The 20,118-nt window shown below is 72.8% G+C and carries 14 protein-coding genes; 7 read left to right on the forward strand and 7 right to left on the reverse strand.

What is annotated here, in order from left to right; translation table 11 throughout:
* Positions 1-67: 67 nt before the first annotated feature.
* Positions 68-1,129 carry an NADH-quinone oxidoreductase subunit B family protein gene (locus ACSMXW_RS00555; RefSeq protein WP_485803074.1) on the reverse strand — a complete coding sequence of 354 codons (1,062 nt, stop codon included), beginning with the start codon at positions 1,127-1,129 and terminating at the stop codon, positions 68-70.
* An 88-nt stretch (positions 1,130-1,217) separates the two neighbouring features.
* Positions 1,218-2,939, reverse strand: a complete 1,722-nt coding sequence (locus tag ACSMXW_RS00560; RefSeq protein WP_485803076.1) for a hydrogenase maturation protein — start codon at positions 2,937-2,939, stop codon at positions 1,218-1,220.
* Between the two features lie 570 nt (positions 2,940-3,509).
* On the opposite strand from ACSMXW_RS00560, the gene hypA reads away from it, so the two are divergent.
* The 6 genes from hypA to hypE all read left to right on the forward strand — a co-directional run bounded on the left by hypA (position 3,510) and on the right by hypE (position 10,072).
* Positions 3,510-3,866 carry a hydrogenase maturation nickel metallochaperone HypA gene (gene hypA / locus ACSMXW_RS00565; RefSeq protein ID WP_485803078.1) on the forward strand — a complete coding sequence of 119 codons (357 nt, stop codon included), beginning with the start codon at positions 3,510-3,512 and terminating at the stop codon, positions 3,864-3,866.
* Positions 3,866-4,681, forward strand: a complete 816-nt coding sequence (gene hypB, locus ACSMXW_RS00570) for a hydrogenase nickel incorporation protein HypB (protein WP_485803079.1) — start codon at positions 3,866-3,868, stop codon at positions 4,679-4,681. Before hypA ends, hypB begins: the two co-directional genes overlap by 1 nt.
* A gap of 35 nt (positions 4,682-4,716) precedes the next feature.
* Positions 4,717-7,539 (forward strand): carbamoyltransferase HypF, encoded by a 2,823-nt coding sequence (locus ACSMXW_RS00575; protein WP_485803081.1) that lies wholly within the window; start codon positions 4,717-4,719, stop codon positions 7,537-7,539.
* A complete protein-coding gene (locus ACSMXW_RS00580) occupies positions 7,502-7,870 on the forward strand; it encodes a HypC/HybG/HupF family hydrogenase formation chaperone (protein ID WP_485803083.1) in 369 nt (122 codons plus the stop codon). Before ACSMXW_RS00575 ends, ACSMXW_RS00580 begins: the two co-directional genes overlap by 38 nt.
* On the forward strand, positions 7,867-9,018 hold the full coding sequence (hypD, locus tag ACSMXW_RS00585; protein ID WP_485803084.1) for a hydrogenase formation protein HypD: 1,152 nt from the start codon (positions 7,867-7,869) through the stop codon (positions 9,016-9,018). Before ACSMXW_RS00580 ends, hypD begins: the two co-directional genes overlap by 4 nt.
* Before the next feature lie 64 nt (positions 9,019-9,082).
* On the forward strand, positions 9,083-10,072 hold the full coding sequence (hypE, locus tag ACSMXW_RS00590; protein WP_485808541.1) for a hydrogenase expression/formation protein HypE: 990 nt from the start codon (positions 9,083-9,085) through the stop codon (positions 10,070-10,072).
* Between the two features lie 143 nt (positions 10,073-10,215).
* Here hypE and ACSMXW_RS00595 read toward each other — a convergent pair whose 3' ends face one another.
* The 4 genes from ACSMXW_RS00595 to ACSMXW_RS00610 all read right to left on the reverse strand — a co-directional run bounded on the left by ACSMXW_RS00595 (position 10,216) and on the right by ACSMXW_RS00610 (position 17,195).
* Positions 10,216-11,562 carry a right-handed parallel beta-helix repeat-containing protein gene (locus ACSMXW_RS00595; protein ID WP_485803086.1) on the reverse strand — a complete coding sequence of 449 codons (1,347 nt, stop codon included), beginning with the start codon at positions 11,560-11,562 and terminating at the stop codon, positions 10,216-10,218.
* A 173-nt stretch (positions 11,563-11,735) separates the two neighbouring features.
* Positions 11,736-12,743 carry a glycosyl hydrolase 53 family protein gene (locus tag ACSMXW_RS00600; RefSeq protein WP_485803088.1) on the reverse strand — a complete coding sequence of 336 codons (1,008 nt, stop codon included), beginning with the start codon at positions 12,741-12,743 and terminating at the stop codon, positions 11,736-11,738.
* A 435-nt stretch (positions 12,744-13,178) separates the two neighbouring features.
* Positions 13,179-14,333 (reverse strand): LacI family DNA-binding transcriptional regulator, encoded by a 1,155-nt coding sequence (locus tag ACSMXW_RS00605; protein ID WP_485803089.1) that lies wholly within the window; start codon positions 14,331-14,333, stop codon positions 13,179-13,181.
* Between the two features lie 126 nt (positions 14,334-14,459).
* On the reverse strand, positions 14,460-17,195 hold the full coding sequence (locus tag ACSMXW_RS00610) for an exo-rhamnogalacturonan lyase family protein (RefSeq protein ID WP_485803090.1): 2,736 nt from the start codon (positions 17,193-17,195) through the stop codon (positions 14,460-14,462).
* Positions 17,196-17,711: 516 nt separating this feature from the next.
* Between ACSMXW_RS00610 and ACSMXW_RS00615 the strand changes: the two genes are divergently transcribed.
* Complete coding sequence (locus ACSMXW_RS00615; protein ID WP_485803091.1) at positions 17,712-18,782, forward strand: LacI family DNA-binding transcriptional regulator; 1,071 nt, start codon at positions 17,712-17,714, stop codon at positions 18,780-18,782.
* Positions 18,783-18,832: 50 nt separating this feature from the next.
* On the opposite strand, the gene ACSMXW_RS00620 is transcribed toward ACSMXW_RS00615, so the two are convergent.
* On the reverse strand, positions 18,833-20,110 hold the full coding sequence (locus tag ACSMXW_RS00620; protein WP_485803093.1) for a metal-dependent hydrolase family protein: 1,278 nt from the start codon (positions 20,108-20,110) through the stop codon (positions 18,833-18,835).
* Positions 20,111-20,118 lie beyond the last annotated feature (8 nt).

The following is a 20,118-nucleotide window of genomic DNA, read 5'->3' on the forward strand; positions in this document are numbered from 1 at the left end:
GGGGAGGAGGCCGGTGCCGGGCGGCAGTCGGCAGGACGGGCGGCAGGGGCGGGCGGCCCGCGCGGGTTCAGCCGCGTCCCGTCCAGCGCGGTTCGTAACCGCTGGTCAGCACGGGCTCCTTGTGGCGCCACCGGGGTTCCTTGTTGACGGTGGCGTTGGTGACCGAGCGCAGCGCCCGGACGAAGGGCCCGTAGGCGCTCATCAGGCCCGACGACACGCTGCCGCCGGGCGGCTCGTCCATGAACGGCATGAACTTGTCGGGGAACCCGGGCATGGTGCAGCCGATGCAGATGCCGCCGACGTTGGGGCAGCCGCCGATGCCGTCCATCCAGCCGCGCTTGGTGACGTTGCAGTTGACCACCGGGCCCCAGCAGCCGACCTTCACGATGCACTTGGGAGAGTTGTAGTCCTTGGCGAAGTCGCCCTGCTCGTAGTAGGCGGCCCGGTCACAGCCCTCGTGCACGGTCTTGCCGAACAGCCAGGTGGGACGGAGCTGGTCGTCCAGCGGGATGGTGGGGGCGAGGCCGGCCGCCTGGTGCAGCAGCCACAGCAGGGTCTCCGTGAAGTTGTCCGGCTGGACGGGGCAGCCGGGCACGTTGACGATCGGCAGGTCGCCCGCGGAGCGGAAGTCCCAGCCGAGGTAGTCGGCGAGGCCCATACAGCCGGTGGGGTTGCCGGCCATGGCGTGGATGCCGCCGTAGGTGGCGCAGGTGCCGATCGCGACGACCGCCCACGCCTTGGGCGCGAGCAGGTCGATCCACCGGTTGAGCGTCATCGGCTCGCCGGTCTCCGGGTCGTTGCCCATCGCCGACCAGTAGCCCTCGCCGTTGATCTCCTCGTTCGGGACGGAGCCCTCGACGACGAGGACGAACGGGCCCAGATTGCCCTCCGCCGCCCGGCGGAAGGGGGTGAGGAAGTCCTCGCCGGTCTCGTAGGCGAGGACCTTGTTGTGCAGGTGGACCCTGGGCAGGCCGGGGACGGCGCCGAGCAGGACGTCCTCCAGGCTGGGCAGGGTGGCCGCGGTCACCGAGACGGTGTCGCCGTCACAGCTCATGCCCTCGGAGGTCCACAGGATGTGCACCTCGTCGAGGCCGGCGGCCGGCGTGGTGGTGGCTGTCTCCGTCTGCATGAGGCCGTCCCTTCGGCTGCCACCGGGTCCACGGCCGGTGGGTCGCGATCCGGTGCATATCGCCCAATCTCACATACCACCCATATCGCTACAATCCGATGTTCGGCTTCCCGTCTCCCCCGGATGGCGCAGCGGCGCCGCGGCCCCGTCCGGGGCGCGGCGGGGGTTCCTTGCGGACGAAGGCCCGGCGCAGGGCGTGGTAAGGGGCGGTCGGGTCGTAGAGGACGCGGCGCATCGCGGCGAGTTCCTCCGCCCGGTACGAGGCGAGCGGCTTGATGGCCTCGTCGCGGGCCCGGGTCTTCTTCTTGTCGGTGATGCGCTGGTGGGTGCGTGGGTCGTCGGCCAGTTCCGCGGCACGGGCCGCGACCTGGGCGGCGAACGCGCCGGGGGTGCTGACCAGGACCTGGTCCACCAGGCCGAGACGGCGCCCGGCGGCCGCGCTGACCGGCTGGGTGTCGCGGGTCAGGCTCTCCGCGGTCTCCGGGCCCACCCGGCGCGGCAGGGTGTAGGTCCAGTACTCGGATCCTGGCAGGCCCATCAGCTTGTAGTGCGGGTTGAGCACGGCGCCTGACCTGCACCACACCTCGTCGGCGGCGAGGGCGAGCATCACGCCGCCCGCGGCCGCGTTGCCGGGCAGGGCGGCGATCACCAGCCGGTCGGTGGTGGTGAGCACGGCCTCCACCACGTCGTCCATGGCCTGGACGTTCGCCCAGGACTCGTCGGCCGGGTTGCCGGCGGCCTCGATGACGTTCAGGTGGATGCCGTTGGAGAAGAAGTCCCGGGCACCGCCGAGCACCAGCACCCGGGTGGGCCGGGTGCAGGCGAACCGGTAGGCGGCGAGCAGCCTGCGGCACTGCACCGTGCTCATCGCGCCGCCGGGGAAGGCGAACCTGACGAAGCCGACGCCGGCCTCCTCGTGGTACCGGATCTCGCTGTACGTGCGGCGGCTCGGGGGCATCTCCAGCGGCGCAGGCACCTCGGGCAGCGGCGGCAGCCGGTCGTCCAGCGCGAGCGTGGCGGGCAGCCGGAAGGTCGCCGGGCCGCCGGGCACCCGGCGCGGCCTGAGCTGCGGGATCCACACGGCGCCGTCCGCCGTGGCCCGGCAGATCGCCTGGGCGCGGGTGGCCAGCAGGCTGCCCGGCCGGCCGCGCAGCTGGTCCTCGGGGTGGCCGCCGTGCAGGTACCACTCCTCGCCGAGCAGTTCGTCGAGGACGCCGGGCCGCGAGTCGGCGGCGCGCAGGGTGCGCAGCACGGTGGCGGTGCTGTCCTCCTTCCAGTCGATGCGGCGCCGTGCCTGGTCGAGGGCCGACCTGGTGCGCACCTGGAGGTCCTGCTGCGGACGCGGGCGGTAGGAGCCGGAGGCGAACCGGCCCACGGCGAGCATCACCGCCTCCAGCGCCGCGTCGGCCACCTCCCCGCGGTAGATGTCGCTCTTGGCCGCCGTCGGCATCGGGAAGGACGCGGAGGCCCAGATGTCGCCCGCGTCCAGCTCGGCGTCCGCCTGCAGGACGGTGACGCCCCAGGCCGCCTGACCCTCCTGGATCGCCCAGTCGAGTGAGGAGGGGCCCCGGTCGCCGGGTGGCCCGGGGTGCACGATCAGGCAGGTGCGGCGCGACCACACGTCCTTGGGCAGGGCGATCCGCAGCATGGGGGCGATGATCAGTTTCGGGTCGTGCCGGTCGACCGCGGCCCGGGCGCCGCCGGCGTCACGCACCACGGCGTGGGCGACGGTGTGTCCCCGGTCGCGCAGCTCGGCGTGCACCCGCTGGGTCAGGCTGTTGAACGCGCTTGCGATGAGCAGGATCCGCACCACGACCTCCTGGTGACGTGTGCCGCGTCGGGTTCGGGGGGTGCCGGGGCGCCGGCCGGGCGGCCCTCGGCGTCCCGGCGTCCACGACGGCGCCGGGTGGCGCCTGCGCCACGGCAGGCCCTCGGCGGACGGGGCGCCGCGGACCGCCGGGCCGGCCCGCGGCGGTGCGGGCGCGACACAGGGATCGTGCCGTGTGATGAGCCGACTTCCGGTGCGGCCCGGCCGATACCGGTGGGCAGTTGCGCCGGACGGGGGAACACAGCCGCACACGGGGGCGTGCGCGCCGGTGCGGTGCGCCGGCCGTTCCTAGAGTGAGCGGACGCGGCGCCGCCGAGTGGGACATGGCGCCGCCGAGTGGGACACGGGTCGCCATGTGGGACGCGTCGCCGTCGTCCGGCCGGACGCGGTGCCGGCCCGCGGTATCCGGCCGCGGGCGCCGAGCCGTGCCCCACACCCGCCCGTGCGGGGCACCCCGCGGCGCCCCGTACCGCACGCCGCACGCCGCCCCACCCCCGTAGCGCACGTCCCGAGACCCTGCATCCTCTCCACCCGGCGGGAGCGACGAGCACCATGCACGAGTTGTCGATCGCCACCGCCCTCGTCGAGCGCGCCGAGGAGGTGGCGCGGCGGCACGGCGACGCGACCGTGGCGGCGGTGCGGATCAGGGTGGGCGAGCTGGCCGGGGTGGTCCCGGACGCGCTGCGGTTCTCGTTCGAGCTGGCGCGGGCGGGCACGGCGGCCGACGCGGCGGTGCTGCTGGTCGAGGACGTCCCCGCCCGGGCCCGCTGCACGCCGTGCGGCAGCACCTTCGCGGTGGGCACTCCCCCGTTCCTGTGGTGTCCGCACTGCGAGACGCCCGCCTCGGGCGTGGTGAGCGGCCGGGAGCTGGAGATCACCGCCGTCGAACTGGATGAAGGAGCCCCCTGATGTGCCGAGTCGTCGATGTCCGGCAGGCGGTACTCGCCGAGAACGACACGCTGGCCGCGGCCCTGCGCGCCGACCTGGCGGCCCGTGGAACCGTGCTGGTCAACCTGCTGTCGAGCCCGGGCAGCGGCAAGACGGCACTTCTGGAGGCCCTGCTGCGGCGCTGCGCCGAGCGCGGTACGCGGGTCGCCGCGCTCACCGCCGACCTCGCCACCGAGAACGACGCACGGCGGCTCGCCCGCTCGGGAGCACCCGTGCGGCAGGTGCTGACCGGCGGGCTGTGCCACCTGGAGTGCGCGCAGCTGCGTGCGCAGCTCGACGGCTGGCTCCCGGCGGACACCGAGGTGCTCTTCGTGGAGAACGTCGGCAATCTCGTCTGCCCCGCCGCGTACGACCTCGGCGAGAGCCTGCGGGTGACGCTGATGTCGGTCACCGAGGGCGAGGACAAGCCCCTGAAGTACCCGTCCGCCTTCGGCCTCGCCCATCTGGTCGTGCTCACCAAGACGGACCTGCTGGCAGCGGCCGAGTTCGACACGGTGGCGTTCGAGCGCCATGTCGCGGCCGTCAACCCCGGGGTGGAGATCGTCAGGACGTCGGCGCGCCACGGGGAGGGCGTCGAGGCGCTGGTGGAGCGGGTGACGGCGGTGTGCCGGGGGACGCCGCCCCATCGGCCCCTGCTGGCGGAACGGCACCTGAGCGGATTCCGGCACGGGCACGGCGAGCACCGGGACGACAAGGCGACCGGGCACCCCGAGCACGGTCCCGGGGCCGGCGCGCCGGGCGGTACGCAGCGCGCCGGGACCGCGGAGGTCCGGTAGCCGTGGGGCCCGGGGCGGCGGCCGCGCGGGAGACCGTGGCCGAGGCGGATACGGACCAGGGGCCGCCCGGGGTGGCCGAGGTGGCCGAGGTGACCGGGACGGCCGAGGTGACCGGGACGGCCGGGGTGGCCGGGGTGGCCGAGGTGACCGGGACGGCCGAGGTGACCGGGACGGCCGGGGTGGCCGGGGTGGCCGGGGTGGTCCGGCTGCGGCTCACCATCAGCGGTGTGGTGCAGGGTGTGGGTTTCCGGCCCTTCGTGCACGGCCTGGCGGGGAGTCTGGGTCTCGGCGGCCATGTCACCAACCACGCCGCCGGTGTGGTGGCCGAGGTGGAGGGCGCGCCGGAGCAGGTCCGGGCGTTCTGCGAACGGGTGCGGGCGGAGGCACCGCCGCTCGCCGCCGTCACCGGGGTGACCCGGTGCCCGCTGCCGCCCAGGGGCGGTGCGCCCGAGTTCGTCATCCGGCCGTCCGAGCGGGGCGCCGGGCGGACCCTGGTCCCGCCGGACGCCGCCGTGTGCGACGCCTGTACGGCGGAGCTGTCGGACCCGGCCGACCGCAGGTACCGGCACCCGTTCGTGACCTGCACCCACTGCGGGCCGCGCTTCACCATCGTCACCGGCCTGCCGTACGACCGCCCGGCCACCACCATGGCCCGCTTCCCGCTCTGCGAGCGGTGTGCGCACGAGTACGCGGACGCCGGCGACCGGCGCTTCCACGCCCAGCCCGTCTCCTGCCGCGACTGCGGCCCCCGGCTGTCTCTGCGCACGGCGGACGGCGCCGCGCGGCTGGCCGGCGATGCGGCGCTGGCCCGCGCCAGGGAGCTGCTCGCCGGGGGTGCGGTGCTCGCCGTGAAGGGCATCGGCGGCTACCACCTGGTGTGCAACGCGGTCGACGAGGCCGCGGTGGCCCGGCTGCGGGCCCGCAAGGAACGCGGCAGCAGACCGTTCGCCGTACTGGCCGCCGACCTTTCCACCGCCCGTACGCTCGCCCCGGTCACCCCGGCCGAGGCCCGGGAACTGACGGGCAGACGGCGCCCCGTCGTACTGCTGCGGCGCGCCGCGGCGGCGAGGGGCGGCCCGGGCGACGGGGCTTCTGCCGGCGACGGTGCGGCGGCGGGGCGGTCCGCATCCGACGAGGGAGCCGGGTCCGGCGAAAGTGCCGGGTCCGGCGAAGGCGCCGCGGCGGGCGCACGCACCGCGCTCGACGACGTCGCCGTGACGCGCGGGTGCGCCGGGGTGCGGGATACCGGTGAGCCCGCTCGGGCGGGGGGTGTCCGCGAGCCCGGCGGGGTGCGGGACGCTCGCGAGCCCGCGGGCGCCCGCGGTCGGCCGGTGCTCGCCGGGAGCGTCTGCCCCGGCAGCCCGGACATCGGCGTGATGCTCCCCTCCACCCCGCTGCACCACCTACTCTTCGGGCTCCCCGGCGACCCCCTCGGGCCCCGGGTGCTGGTGATGACCAGCGGCAACCGCTCCGGGGAGCCCATCGTCACGGACGACGCCGAGGCCCTGGCCCGACTGGACGGCATCGCCGACGCGTGGCTCGGGCACGACCGTGGCATCGTCACGCCGTGCGACGACTCGGTGCTGCGGGTCCGGCCGGACGGCACACCGCTGCTCGTGCGCCGGTCACGGGGGTTCGTGCCGGAGCCGGTGCCGCTGCCTTTCGACGTGCCGCCGTCGCTGGCGGTCGGCGGGGACCTCAAGAACGCGTTCTGCCTGGCCGAGGGCCGGTCCGCATGGCTCTCCCAGCACATCGGCGACCTGGCGGACCCCGCCGGGGTCCGGGTCCTCGACCAGGCGCTCGACCATCTGGGCACCCTCACCGGAGTCCGCCCCGAACTGCTGGCCGCCGACCGCCACCCCGGCTACCACTCCGTGCGCTGGGCCCGCCGCACCGCCCGCGGCCGCCCCCTGCACCAGGTGCAGCACCACCACGCGCACATCGCCTCCGCGATGGGCGACGCGGGCCTCGACGGGCGCTCGCCGGTGATCGGTGTCGCGTTCGACGGCACGGGCTACGGGGACGACGGCGCGGTGTGGGGCGGCGAGATCATGCTCGCCGACTACGCCGGCTACCGGCGGCTGACCCGGCTGGCCTGTGTGCCGCTGCCCGGCGGGGACGCCGCGGTGCGCCGCCCGTACCGGATGGCCCTGTCGCACCTGCGGGCCGCGGGGATCGACTGGTCCCCGGGCCTGCCGTGCGTGGCGGCCTGCCCGGTCGGTGAGCGCCAGGTGCTGCGGCGCCAGCTGGAGAGCGGCATCGCCTGCGTGCCCACCTCCAGCATGGGCCGGCTCTTCGACGCGGTCTCCTCGCTGCTGGGGGTCTGCCACCGAGCGGGGTACGAGGCGCAGGCGGCCGTCGAGCTGGAGGCGTGCGCGGTCCCCGAGATGGACGGTTGCGGGCTGGCCCCCGCGTTCGGGCGCACCGCGGACGGCCGGCTCGACCCGGCGCCCGTACTGCGCGCCCTCGCCGACGACCTGCGCGCGGGCGCCCCGGCCGGCGTCCTGGCCGCCCGCTTCCACCACGCCGTGGCCGACGCGGTCGCGGGCGCCTGCCGGGCCGCCCGGGGCACGACAGGCGTGGGCACCGTCGCGCTGACCGGCGGGGTGTTCGCCAACGCCCTGCTGGAGGAGGCGTGCACCCGCCGGCTGCGGGCCGAGCGGTTCACCGTGCTGCGGCACCGGGCCGTGCCCTGCGGGGACGGCGGACTGGCGCTCGGTCAGCTCCTGGTCGCGGCCCGCCGGCAGCAGTGCGGGCCCGGCGGCGCCGCGACCGTCCACCATCCCGCACAACACCCCGCACCCCGAGGAGGTAGGGCCCATGTGCCTGGCAGTGCCCGGCAGAGTGGTGGCCACTGAGGAACGGGACGGCACCCTCATGGCGAAGGTCGACTTCGGCGGTGTGGTCAAGGACGTGTGCCTGGCCTACCTGCCGGACATCGAGGTCGGCGACTACGCCATCGTCCACGTCGGCTTCGCCCTGCAGCGCCTGGACGAGGAGTCGGCGCTGGCCACCCTGGACCTCTTCCGCCGTATCGGCGCGCTGGAGGAGGAGTTCGGCGACGCCTGGGAGCGGGCCGCGGCGGAGGCGGGGGCTCCCGTGCCGCCCGCCGCGCCGGCCACGACCGCCGCCCCGCCACGCCCGGCCGGCGGCCCCGGCCCCGGCCCCGTACCGGAGGACGCACGATGAAGTACATCGAGGAGTTCCACGACCCGGCGCTGGCGGCACGGCTGCTGGACGACATCCGGGCCACCGTCACCCGGCCCTGGGCGCTGATGGAGGTGTGCGGCGGCCAGACGCACTCGATCATCCGGCACGGCATCGACCAGCTCCTGCCGGACGGACTGGAGCTGATCCACGGCCCCGGCTGCCCGGTCTGCGTGACACCGCTGGAGATGATCGACAAGGCGCTGGCGATCGCGTCCCGGCCGGAGGTCGTCTTCTGCTCCTTCGGAGACATGCTGCGGGTGCCGGGCACGGACCGGGACCTGTTCCGGGTGAAGAGCGCGGGCGGGGACGTCCGGGTGGTGTACTCGCCGCTGGACGCCGTGCGGATCGCCCGGAGCACCCCGGACCGCGAGGTGGTCTTCTTCGGCATCGGCTTCGAGACCACCGCGCCCGCCAACGTGATGGCGGTGCACCAGGCCCGCCGTCTCGGGCTGCGCAACTTCAGCATGCTGGTCTCACACGTGCGGGTGCCGCCCGCGATCGAGGCGATCATGCGTGCGCCCCGGTGCCGGGTGCAGGGGTTCCTGGCGGCGGGCCATGTGTGCAGCGTGATGGGCCTCGCGGAGTACCCGCCGCTGGCCGAGCGGTACCGGGTGCCGATCGTCGTCACCGGCTTCGAGCCGCTGGACATCCTGGAGGGCATCCGGCGCGCCGTCCACCAGCTGGAACGCGGTGAGCACCGGGTGGACAACGCGTATCCGCGCGCGGTGCGTGACGCGGGCAACCCGGCGGCGCTCGCCCTGCTCGCGGAGGTGTTCGTGCCCGCGGACCGGGCCTGGCGGGGCATCGGCAGGATCCCGGGCAGCGGCTGGAGTCTGGCGCCGGCGTGGCGGTCCTTCGACGCGGAGCACCGCTTCCAGGTCACCGGGGTGACGACCGAGGAGCCCGCCGTGTGCCGCAGCGGCGAGGTCCTCCAGGGGCTGCTCAAGCCGCACGAGTGCGCCGCGTTCGGCACGCTGTGCACGCCGCGTACCCCGCTCGGCGCGACCATGGTCTCCAGCGAGGGGGCCTGTGCCGCGTACTACCACTACCGGCGGCTGCAACCGGCCGCCGCGACCCGGCGCGCCGCTCGGACGGCCGGCACCGAGGAGGCGACCCCCGTTGGCTGACACCGTGCTCGACCCGAGCGCCTGGGCCTGTCCGGCACCGCTGCGCGACCAGGGCGTGGTCGTCATGGGCCACGGCGGAGGCGGCGCCCTGTCCGCGGAGCTGATGGAGCACCTGTTCGCGCCGGCGTACGGCAACGACGTGCTCGCGGACCTCACCGACTCCGCGGCGGTGGAGCTGGGCGGCGCCCGGATCGCGCTGTCCACCGACTCCTATGTCGTACGGCCGCTGTTCTTCCCGGGCGGCTGCATCGGCGACCTCGCGGTCAACGGCACCGTCAACGACCTCGCCATGTCCGGGGCGCGCGCGGCCTTCCTGTCGTGCGCGTTCATCCTGGAGGAGGGCACGGAGCTGGCGGTGGTGGGGCGGATCGCGGAGGCGATCGGGGCGGCGGCGCGGGCGGCCGGTGTCACCGTCGTCACCGGCGACACCAAGGTGGTGGACGCCGGGCACGGAGACGGCGTCTACGTCACCACGTCCGGCATCGGTCTGATCCCGCACGGCGTCGACATCCGCCCCCAGCGTGCGGTGCCCGGCGACGCGGTGCTGGTCAGCGGGCCCATCGGCATGCACGGCATCGCCATCCTGAGCGTGCGCGAGGGCCTGGAGTTCGGGGTGGACGTCGCCAGCGACACCGCGCCGCTCGGCGGTCTGGTCAGCAGCATGCTGGAGGTCGCGGCCGATCTGCACGTCCTGCGCGACCCGACCCGCGGTGGGCTCGCCACCACGCTCAACGAGATCGCCGCGGCCTCCGGCACCGGCATCGTCATCGACGAGCACCGGGTCCCGGTACCGGAGCCGGTCGCCGGCGCCTGCGGGTTCCTCGGGCTCGACCCGCTGTACGTGGCGAACGAAGGCCGGTTGGTGGCGTGCGTTCCGGCCGCGGACGCGGACGCGGTGCTGGCCGCGATGCGGGCCCATCCCTGCGGCTCGGGTGCGGTCGTCATCGGCCACTGTGTGGCGGATCATCCCGGTGGGGTGCTGGCCCGGTCCCGCTTCGGCGGGACCCGGGTGGTGGACCTGCCGGTCGGCGAGCAGCTCCCGCGCATCTGCTGATGCCGTGCCCGCCCTGGATCGTGCCGTCGCGCTGGGAGCATCCTGCTGACGGACGTCAAAGGCAGTGGCGGAAGCGCCGCTGACGCTGCAGGCGGGCGGGGAGAAGTCCCGCCCGCCCGGCGCAGCAGGACGGTCTGCGGCCCCTAGACGGTGCCGCCGGGGTGTTCGAAGGCACCGAGATCCGGCGCCCGGCCCTTGTAGGGCAGGCCGACGTCGACACCCTTGTCGATCAGGACACTCTTGGCCGCGGGGCGGAGGCCGGCCTGCTCGGGCAGGCTGCCGTCGGCTCCGCGGGCCGCGTCCCAGCCGGACGTCGACACGCTCTGGAACTGCGTGTCCGACAGGGTGACTCCCAGGTTCCAGGAGTTGTCCGCATCGTCGGCACCCGTCATGTTCGACAGCAGGGTGCCCCGGTAGGCGACGTTGTTGCGCAGATGGCCCAGCCCGACGCCGGCACCGCTCGGGGAGACTCCGAGCATGTTGAAGTCGGGGTGGTTCTCGTAGCCGGTGTTGTTGTAGAAGTCGTTCGCCAGCGGGTGGTGGTTGGCGTAGAAGCCCGCTGCCCTGTTGTCGAATGCCACCGAGAAGCGGACGGTGTGCTTGACCGCATCGGGGTCGAAGTCGCCACCGTAACCACCGGCTTTGAAGCCGTTTCCGTTGCCTGAACCCGTGGTCGTCCCCGGTACGTATCCGTTCCGCCACGCCCATGAGTTCTCGATGGTCACGGATGAATAGGCGTCGATGAGGTCGAACCCGTCATCGGAGTTCCACCAGGCGCGGCAGCCACGGAACACGTTCCCGGGATGACCGGCCGAGATGTGCGCACCGAACCCGTCGGCGTTCTCACCGGCCCCGCCCGAGCTGTGCGGGTCGTAGTTGTCGTGCGAGTCCGAGTTGAGGACGAGGTTGCCGCCGCCGTCCTGGATGAACAGGCCGGGCCCCATGTTGCCGTAGGCGTCGATCTGTTCGAAGGTGTTGTTGCTCCCGGAGATCCAGATCCCCCAGGACTCGTGGTTCAGATCGTTGTTCTGCGGCACCCCCGTGACGGTCAGCCCCTTGATGTGGATCCAGTCTCCGGTGACGTCGAAGCCCTTGATCCGGCAGTCGTCCTTCATGCCGGAGAAGTCGAAGACCGGCTTCTCTCCCGGATAGGCCCGGTAGTGGATCGGGTTGCCCGGGCTGCCACTCTTGTCCAGGCGGATCGCGTCGACCCGGTCCGTCCGGCTCTCGCAGCCGGCGATCCCATGGGTATGGGAATAGGTGCCGCCCCGGACGTAGACCGTGTCGCCCGCCTCGGCGACGGTCTGGGCGTGGGCGATCGACGCCCAGGGAGCGGCCTGCGTCCCCGCGGCGCCGTCGTCGCCGTGCGGAGCGACGTAATAGACCTTTCCGGCCGCCGGGCTGTGCGCGGCTGCCGAACCGGGGAGGATCGCGAGGGAGCTCAAGGAGAACGTGACGGCCGCGGTCAGAAGGGCACGTGTCACGATCATGGCAGGCTTCATGACTCACTCCAGATGGCTGAGTGCGCGTGGACGTGGACGCCTCGTCGCTGTCTGCGCCCCGGCGTCGGCGCTCGCGGTGCCGGCCGGAGCGTTTCAGTGCCAGGAAGCGTTCAGTGACCTGAGACGTTCAGTCACCTCAGACGTTCAGTCACCGGAGACGTTCAGAGGAAGCCGTCCAGAGCAGCGGTCGGGCGCTTCGTCGACGGATCCCACGCACTGCTGCCGTAGCTGGTGAACGGGGCATAGCCCTCCGGCTCCCAGTAGAAGGTTCCGAGGCCGCCGAAGCCCGTGAGGCCGGAGACGAACGCCTTCAGCGAGTCGCGCACCTGGGTCGGCTTATCCAGCGGGCCACCGTACTCGACGTGCATGACCGGCCTGCCGTAGCCGGCCTGGATGGTCTGCATGTTCGCCAGCACGCCGGGGACGTTGCCGCCCTGGGCGTACGACGAGAGGCCGGTGATGTCCCATTTCCCGCCGTTGTCCCGGTAGGCGTTGAGGAAGTTCTGCACGCCGGAGAGGTTCTGCGGCTGGGCCAGGTGCACCAGTACGGGGGTGGCCGGGAAGACCTGCTTGACCATGTCGTACGCGGCCACCAGCAGGCCGGTCATCTGTGCGGGCTTGCTGAGGCTGCCGGTGGGCTTGCAGATGCCCGTGTTGGTCTCGTTGCCGATCTTCACCCAGGCGGGCGTCACACCCCGGGACCTGATCTTGTTCATGGCGTCGGTGACGTAGTTCTTCATGGCCGTGAGCATGGCGTTGTAGCTCAGGCCGGCCCACGCGGCCGGCGGGTTCTGCACGCCCGCCGAGTTCCATGTGTCTCCGAAGTGCATGCCGATCAGCACCCGTAGGCCGGCGTCCTTGCAGCGCGCGGCCATCGCGGCGGTCTCCTCGATGGAGCAGTGCCCGTTCGCCGGGTCACTGGACGGGTTCACCCAGGTGCGCAGGGAGACGGCCGAGATGCCGTACCCCTTGAGGATGGTGAACAGGTCTCGCTGCGCCCCGGCGCTGTCGCGCCAGATGTAGCCGTTGGCCTCCATCTGGGGCGCCCAGCTGATGTCCGCGCCCCGGATGAACGTTGCGGCCTGCGCCCGTGTGGGCGCGACGCCGGCCCCGAGCGCCACCGCCCCGGCACCGGCCGCGGCACCCAGCAGCACCGTTCGGCGGCGCACGCCGTCCGTCCGTCGCTCACGTTCCTGTCCTGTTGCCACGTTCCACGCCTCTCTCGGGTAGTCGGCGGACATGCACACAGGTGCGGGCAGCCCTCATGTCGATGCGGCAGCCAAGGCGGATCCGGGCAGGGCACGTGCACGGCCGCGACGGCCCCGGAGCCCCTGTCGTGCGACATCGGTGCGCCCGGCGAGAGCACGGGGTCAGCCGTGACCGGAGCGGCAGGGACGAGGCGTGGCCGAAGCGGCGATCCGGCAGTCCATGGTGGCCCGGGGATCCTGACGACTCCGTGAGTCCTTGCGGCTCATTTGAATCACAGAGCAGCAGATTGCTTCATAATGCTGCGCTCCAGACCCTCAAGTGTCAAGAGAAAGCGTCAGGTTGATGCGTGAACGGAAAGGCCCGCACCTGACGGCGCAGGTCGCCACGGCGGTGGTTCAGGCCCGTGCAGCGGCTCCGCAGGACGACCTGATGACCAGACGGGGCTGCAGGAGGAGCTGGCGGACGGGGACGGCGCCCGGTTCCGCGGCGTCGAGCCGGTCCAGCAGGAGCCGGGCGGCGTGCTCTCCGAGCTCGTGCTTGGGCGGGGCCACCGCCGTGAGGGGAACGTCCGCGAGGGAGGCGATCTCGTCGTCATAGGCGATCAGGGCCAGGTCCTCCGGTGTGCGCATGCCCCGTAGGCGCAGGCATCGCATCAGCTCGATCGCGTCGTGGTCGGAGTGCACCAACGCGGCACTGACGCCCCCCGACACGCACGCCTCGATAAAACCGTCGTAGTGGTGGGCGGCCTCCGCCGAACCCATGGTCGGCCGGCCGCTGTCACGGACCGGCGCGTCGGCGGCCAGCCCCAGCCGCGCGACCGCCGCCCGGTATCCCTCGTGCACCAGGCCGGATGTCGGACTGCCGTTGGTGAACAGGCCCACTCGGCCGTGGCCCAGGCGCATGAGGTGCCGCACCGCCGCGAAGGCGCCCTGGCGGTGGTCGGTGGCGACGAATTCACAGGGCAGGAAGGGATCGAGAGGCTGCCGCTCCATCAGCACGAACGGGAGCCCGGTGGCTTCCAGTTGCTCAAGCGTCTCGTCCGGCACGTCATGGCCTCCCGGGGAGGCGACGAGCAGTCCCGAGGCGCCACAGGCACAGAGCTCGGCTATCCGCTGGACCTCGTCGGCGCGCCCGTAGTCGCTCAGGCTGATGACGGCACGGGCACCGCGCCCGGCCACCACGGCCTGCACCCCGGCGACGACGCGCGGGTAGTAGTACGTGGCGGACGGGACCAGCAGTCCGAGCGTCCGCTCCGGGCCGGGACGGCCGGGGGCGGAAGACGACCCGGGTACGGAGGATGCCGCGGGCCTCCCGGGCGCGGCAGGCGTCGGTGTCCCGGCCGGCCCGGTGCCCGGCCCCGGCGTCGCCAGCACGGCGCCGCCGCGTACGCGCCTGACCCTGCCCTCGACCTCGAGATCGACCAGGTCCCGCCGCACCGTGGCACGTGACACGTCCAGACGGGCGGCGAGGTCGACGACCTTCAGGCCACCCGACGCCTCCAGCTCGCTGAGCAGCTTCTGACGCCGCTGCGCGACGAGCATGTCGGCCATGGACCCTCCCCTGAAGAGATCTTGAGCATCTTAGAGGAGGGCCGTCGATCGCGCTCCGGGCACGGGCCGCAGCCGGGTCGCAGCACGGGTCGCGGCCGCGGCGGGAAGGGGCGGGAAGGGGCACACCTACGGCATCCGGTCTCCGACGAGGGCGAGGCACTGGATGGCGGCCAGACCGAACTGGGCGCTGGCGTTGGTCGTCAAAGACGCCTCATCGACCGGATTGAGCACGTCCGGGCCCGTGATGCGCCGCGACGCGAAGGAGTGGTCCTCCGGATAACCCGCATGACCGGTGCGCAGTTCCTGCCAGGCCCGCCTGGCCAGCTCGTCGTCCCCGAGCTGCTTCGCGGCATAGGCGGTGGCCCTGGAGTACGCCTGGCGCAGATTGAGGTCGCCCCAGTAGGCCCCGGTGGCGGCGACCTGCTCCTCCTTGGTGCCGTTGTAGAGGCGGCAGAAGCTCACCCACTGTGCCTTCACCTCCGCGTCGTCGATCAGGTCGATCAGCTCCGTCATGACCTCGATCAGGCCGAAGACGGAGCTCAGGGCGCCGACGGAGACGCTCCGCTCGGCCGGCCCCGAGAACGTGCCGTCGGAGAGGTCGTAGGTGACGTTTCCGCCCTGCGCCCACCCGTTGGGAAGCGCCGCGATCGTCGTGGCACCGTTGATCAGCTTCCTGCGTGCGACCGGATCCCCGTCGCGCTCCCACTCGGCGAGCCAGGCCATGGCGAGCGCGCCCCAGTCGGTGGTCGTGCTGACGCCCAGCGCCCTGGGATCGGGGTCGTACGGACCGCCCTCCCGCACCTTGCGCTCAGGATCGAGCACGAGGAAGCTCCGGTCCGCGTCGACCAGGTCGTGCAGCAGGTCGCCGACGCGTTCGTCCGCGGTCAGGAAGTAGTAGAACCTCCGGTAGCCGGCGTTGCTGATCCGGACCTGCTTCGCGCTGTCGCCCCAGTGCATGACCCCGTGGCGGGTACCGAGGCCCTGGTACTTGCCGAGGTGATAGACGTCGACCTCGCCGGTGTGCCGGGTCATCGCCTCGGCGAAGCGGAACGCCGTGGCATCTCCCGTGCGCAGGTAGTGGTACCAGAGCCACAGGTCGGTGGAGAGCTCGGAGTTGTCCCAGGCGTAGCCGCCGACGTCGTAGCACCACACGTGCCGGGTGTTGTCGTATCTGTGCATGATGTCGCCGTAGTCCCAGAACCCGTACCAGGAGCGCTGGTCGACCTGCTCCCGGTGGTGGCGGTGCATCGCGTCCAGCTTGTCCTCCAGTTCCGCCTTGGCTGGAATCGAGCGGTCGACGGGGGCCCAGGAGCCGAAGACTCCCGTCGAGTGGTTGTGCTCGGGGCTGGTGACCAGCAGCGGCGGCGTGGCGTTGGCCGCGGCGAGTGCGGTGAAGCGCTCGCCGGTCGGTGTCCCCGCCAGCGCCCAGAACGTCAGCTCGGTGGTCCTGGCCACGCCGTACGGAGAGCCGAAGGCCGGCTCGTAGTCCTCGTATGTGATCTCCAGGCCTTCGAGCTGCTCCGGGTAGCTGTCCTGGCCCATGCCGTCGTGGTAGAAGCGCAGGTCCATGGCGCCCGCACGGGGGGACCACATCCACACGGTGGCCCGTGCCTCGTCACCGGCGGCTCCCGAGATCTCCAGCTCGGTGGGGTGCAGTTGCCAGAAGTTGCGCATGCCGAAGGCCAGCCCTCCGCCGGGCGAGCCGACGTACCCCAGGCCGCCGGCCCGGTGGCCCCCGTCCACCCGTATCCAGGAGTGCCCCGGTTTCGTCCGCTTGTGGATCTCGAAGCCGTGGGCGGTGAGCTGGCGCAGGCTGTAGTCGCCGAACGTGGGGATGTACTTCAGACGGGAGGTGACCCGGCTGTCCCAGGTACCGGTGTCCGGGGTGGTCCGTCCCTCGTACTGTGCCGTCCTGACCGACTCCCCCGGGTCGCGGCGCAGGCCCGTGACGGTGCGCACCGCCTCGGCCAGTACGCCCTTCCCCGCTCCGGCGAACCGGACGTGCCGGTCGTGCGGGGCGCCGCGCATCGGAACGGCGAACTGCACCCCGAGGCCGTTGATGAAGTCGCTGCCGGCGTGTCCGTCGAACACGAAGCTGTGCACGGCTCGAACCGCGTCCGATCCGGCGTACAGGTAGAAGCGCACCACGAAGGGCAGCCAGGCGCGCCGTCCCTTGCGGTGCTTGCCCGCCACCTTGACCACGGCGCGCACGGGGCCGTCCTGCTCGATCGAGACGGAGCCGACGAAGCCGGTGAACGCCTCCGTCCGGATCACCGGAGAACCGTCCGTGCTCGGCCTGTCCTGGCGGGAGGCGACCAGCCGGCCGTCCTTGGCGATGATCTCGTCGCCACGGCGGATCGACGTGATGACCCGGTCTCCGCTCCGTGCGAACGCCACGTCGATGACTCCGGTGCTGACGGTGATCCGGTCGCGACCGGTGTGCACGGTCAGGGGCGATCGGGGGCGCGTGGCGGGACCGGGCGCCAGACTGTAGGCGCCGTCGCGCGGGGCCGTGCCACCGACCGCATGAGCCGTCCACTTCACCGAGCCGTCCGGCCACCAGCCGATGGGCCATGTCTGGACCGGAACCGCCTCCCCCGATGCCGTGGTCAGCGCGAATTCCTGGTCGTCTGCGAACGCGCCGCGCGGCCACGGCACTCCCCACGTGGCGCCTCCGGCGAGTTCGGACGGGGTGTCCCTCTCCAGCCACCGGAGCCGGACGGGGGCGTGGCCGGCCGGCTCTGCCGGGGCCCTCGTCACGGCGGGCCGCCGCTGCGCGCGAGCGGTGCCGGAGGTGGCAAGGAGCGCGGCGCCCCCGCCGGCCGCCGAGGAGAGCACGGTGCGTCGACTGATGTGGCCCACGTTTCTTCCACTCCTTCTGGGACGGGGACTCGGGCAGTGCTCGGTGCCGTGCCCGCGCGGGGAGATGCTGGGACGCCGTCGTGTGGACGAGCGAAGCGGAACGGCGCGCGGCCATGTACGCGGACGGGCCGCGGCCTGCGGTCACAGGGGCGTGACGCGGGACGGCCGAGGAGAGCGCCGCAGCCGCTGCCGGGGCCCGCGTCGCCCAGCCGCCGGCCCCGGTGCGCGGCCGGCGTGCGCCCCACATGCTTACACCAGGAGGCCCACGGGAACCAGGGGTTGAACGAGCCGAATGAACCAAACTGACGAGTAATGCACTAACTCGAACAGAACTATTGACCGTCTCTCTGACAACGTCTTAACTTCACTCCACTCGGCCCCCTGATCGGCAAAAGTCATCGCCTTCAAGGAGCACGTGGCCGTCGTCGGCCTGTGGGCCAGGTGGTGGAGCGGGCTCGGCATGAGGCGGCAGCGGGCTCACGAGCGCATGCGTGGTCGACGGGAACGGGCAGCGACATGAGAGCAAGGGATCGGGTCACCATCCGCGAGGTCGCCGAGCGGGCGGGCGTGTCCGCGGCCACGGTCTCGCGCGTGCTCAGCGGCAACCGCCCGGTGCCGACCGCCACCCGCAGCCGGGTCCTGCGTGCGGCCCGTTCCCTCGACTACGTCGCCGACGCCCGTGCCCGCGCCCTGGTCGGCGGCGGTCGCACCACGGTCGCCGTCGTCCTGCGCGAGGTCACCAGTCCCTTCTACGCCCAGGTCGCCGAGGGGGTCGAGGCGGAGGCCGCCACGATGGGCCGGCTGTGCCTGGTGGCCACGACCGGCGGCGACCCGCACAGGGAGACGGACGTCGTGCGGCTCATGCGCGAGGAGGGGGCGCGCGTGGTGATCCTCGTGGGTGGCGTCGTCGAGGACGACGCCTATCGCCGGCGCGTCGCCCACTACGCCCACGCCCTGGACGCCGCCGGCGCCCGCCTCGTTCTGTGCGGACGCCCCTCGCCCGATCCTGAACTGCCCGCCACGGTCGTGGCGTTCGACAACGAGGCGGGGGCCCACGCCATCACCAGCCACCTGCTGTCCGCCGGCCACCGCCGCATCGTCTTCCTCGGCGGACTGCCGGGCAACACGGCCCTGGACGCCCGGGTCGCCGGCTACCGAGCGGCCCTGGCCGCGCATGGTCTGCCGCCCGGAGCCGCGCATGTCGTCGACTGCGGCCTGGGGCGCACCGCCGGCCGGCGCGCCATGGCCCGGCTCCTTGGGGAGCGGACGGGAACCACCGCGGTCTTCGCGGGGGACGACATGGTCGCGGCCGGTGCCCTGCGTGCCATCGCCGAGGCCGGCCTGAGCGTCCCCGACGACGTTTCCGTCGTCGGCTACAACGACATTCCGCTCGCCGAGGACCTCGATCCCCCGCTCACCACGGTCCGTACTCCCGCCGAGGAACTGGGCCGCGCCGCCGTCCGTCTTGCCCTGCGCGATCCGGGCGGAACCGCCGGCGCCCGGCACCTGCTCGGCACCCACATCGTGGTACGCGACAGCGTGAGCCCGCCCCCGCCCGCCGTGGTACCGCTCACCGCGTCGTCCTAGCGCCGCCTGTGCCACCAGGGCGGGAGAGTGGGTGCCGGAATCCGTGTCCGTCAGGCGGTGACGAGGGGCTGCTCGGTGAGGGAGGGGACGCCGCGCAGGGCTGAGCTGTCGGGGTCCTTGTGGAAGGCCCCGCCCTTCATGATGCCGGTGATCCGGTCGCGGTCCTGCAGGACGGCGATGTCCTGAAGCGGATCTCCGTCGACGAGGATCAGGTCGGCGTAGAAACCGGGCTTGACCTGTCCGAGCTCGTCGGGCATCCGCATGATCTCGCCGCCCGTCCTCGTGGCGGCGAGCAGGGTCTCCATCGGCGTGTAGCCCAGAAGTTCGACGAAGTGCTGGAGGTCGCGGGCGTAGGTGCCGTGCGGGGTCCAGGCGAATCCGTAGTCGCCGCCGGGCAGCACCCGGATACCGCGTCGCCGCATCTCCCGCAGTCCGGCAATGGCGCAGTCCAGTTCGTGCTTGTACCCGGCCGCCTCCGCGGCCTGTGGCGGGTAGCCGAACTCCGCGGCGTCGTGCAGCGTGGCGACCAGCCAGTTCAGGCCCGGCGCGACGAACACCTCGTCCTTCTTCGCCTCCAGCATGTCCATGCCTTCGTCGTCGATGAAGCTGGCGTGGTAGATGATGTCGACGTTGTTCCGCAGCGACATCTTCACGCTCTCCGCCGAGCGGGCGTGGGAGCAGACCCGCAGCCCGCGCCGGTGCGCCTCGGTGGTGGCGGCCAGCACTTCCTCGTCGGAGAAGTAGTTGTCCTCGGCGTGCTTGTTGCCGGTGATCTCCTCCCCGGACATGCTCAGCTTGACCAGGTCGGCCCCGTAGGCGACGTTGCGGCGCACCTGCTTGCGCATCTCCTCCGGCCCGTCGGCGAACGCGGTGATGCCGTCGACGAGTTCACCGCCGGTGACGGCGATCTCCTGGCAGTTGGCGAGGTAGCGGGGGCCGGGGATCAGCCCTTCGTTGATGAAGTTGCGGATCACGACGTCCAGTCGCGGCTTCGCGGCGGCCGCCCCGACGCACATCGTGTAGCCCGAGTCGAGGTAGGTCAGGGCCGACTTCGCCGACAGCAGGGTGTGCTCTTCGACTCCCAGGCGCCCCAGCCCCGGCAGGTCGGCGGAGTTGATCCAGGAGAAGTGGGTGTGGGCGTCACACAGCCCGGACATGAGGAACCGGCCCTGCCCGTCGATGACGCGCGCGCCCTCGTGGTCGCCGCCGCCCCGGCGGACCTCGACGATGCGCTCGCCGCTGACCAGGACCTCGCCGGCGAACGGCTGGGCGCCGCTGGAGTCGAAGATGCGGACGTTGGTGAACAGGGTCGACGTGCTCGGTGACATCGTCGTCA

It is taken from the genome of Streptomyces sp. DSM 116793, from assembly GCF_057320905.1.

Coding starts and splice junctions, on each gene's coding strand:
- ACSMXW_RS00555 (WP_485803074.1), bottom strand. CDS start 1,129: ATGCAGACGGAGACAGCCACCACCACGCCGGCCGCCGGCCTCGACGAG.
- hypA (WP_485803078.1), top strand. CDS start 3,510: ATGCACGAGTTGTCGATCGCCACCGCCCTCGTCGAGCGCGCCGAGGAG.
- hypB (WP_485803079.1), top strand. CDS start 3,866: ATGTGCCGAGTCGTCGATGTCCGGCAGGCGGTACTCGCCGAGAACGAC.
- ACSMXW_RS00580 (WP_485803083.1), top strand. CDS start 7,502: ATGTGCCTGGCAGTGCCCGGCAGAGTGGTGGCCACTGAGGAACGGGAC.
- hypD (WP_485803084.1), top strand. CDS start 7,867: ATGAAGTACATCGAGGAGTTCCACGACCCGGCGCTGGCGGCACGGCTG.
- hypE (WP_485808541.1), top strand. CDS start 9,083: ATGGGCCACGGCGGAGGCGGCGCCCTGTCCGCGGAGCTGATGGAGCAC.
- ACSMXW_RS00595 (WP_485803086.1), bottom strand. CDS start 11,562: ATGATCGTGACACGTGCCCTTCTGACCGCGGCCGTCACGTTCTCCTTG.
- ACSMXW_RS00605 (WP_485803089.1), bottom strand. CDS start 14,333: ATGGCCGACATGCTCGTCGCGCAGCGGCGTCAGAAGCTGCTCAGCGAG.
- ACSMXW_RS00615 (WP_485803091.1), top strand. CDS start 17,712: ATGAGAGCAAGGGATCGGGTCACCATCCGCGAGGTCGCCGAGCGGGCG.
- ACSMXW_RS00620 (WP_485803093.1), bottom strand. CDS start 20,110: ATGTCACCGAGCACGTCGACCCTGTTCACCAACGTCCGCATCTTCGAC.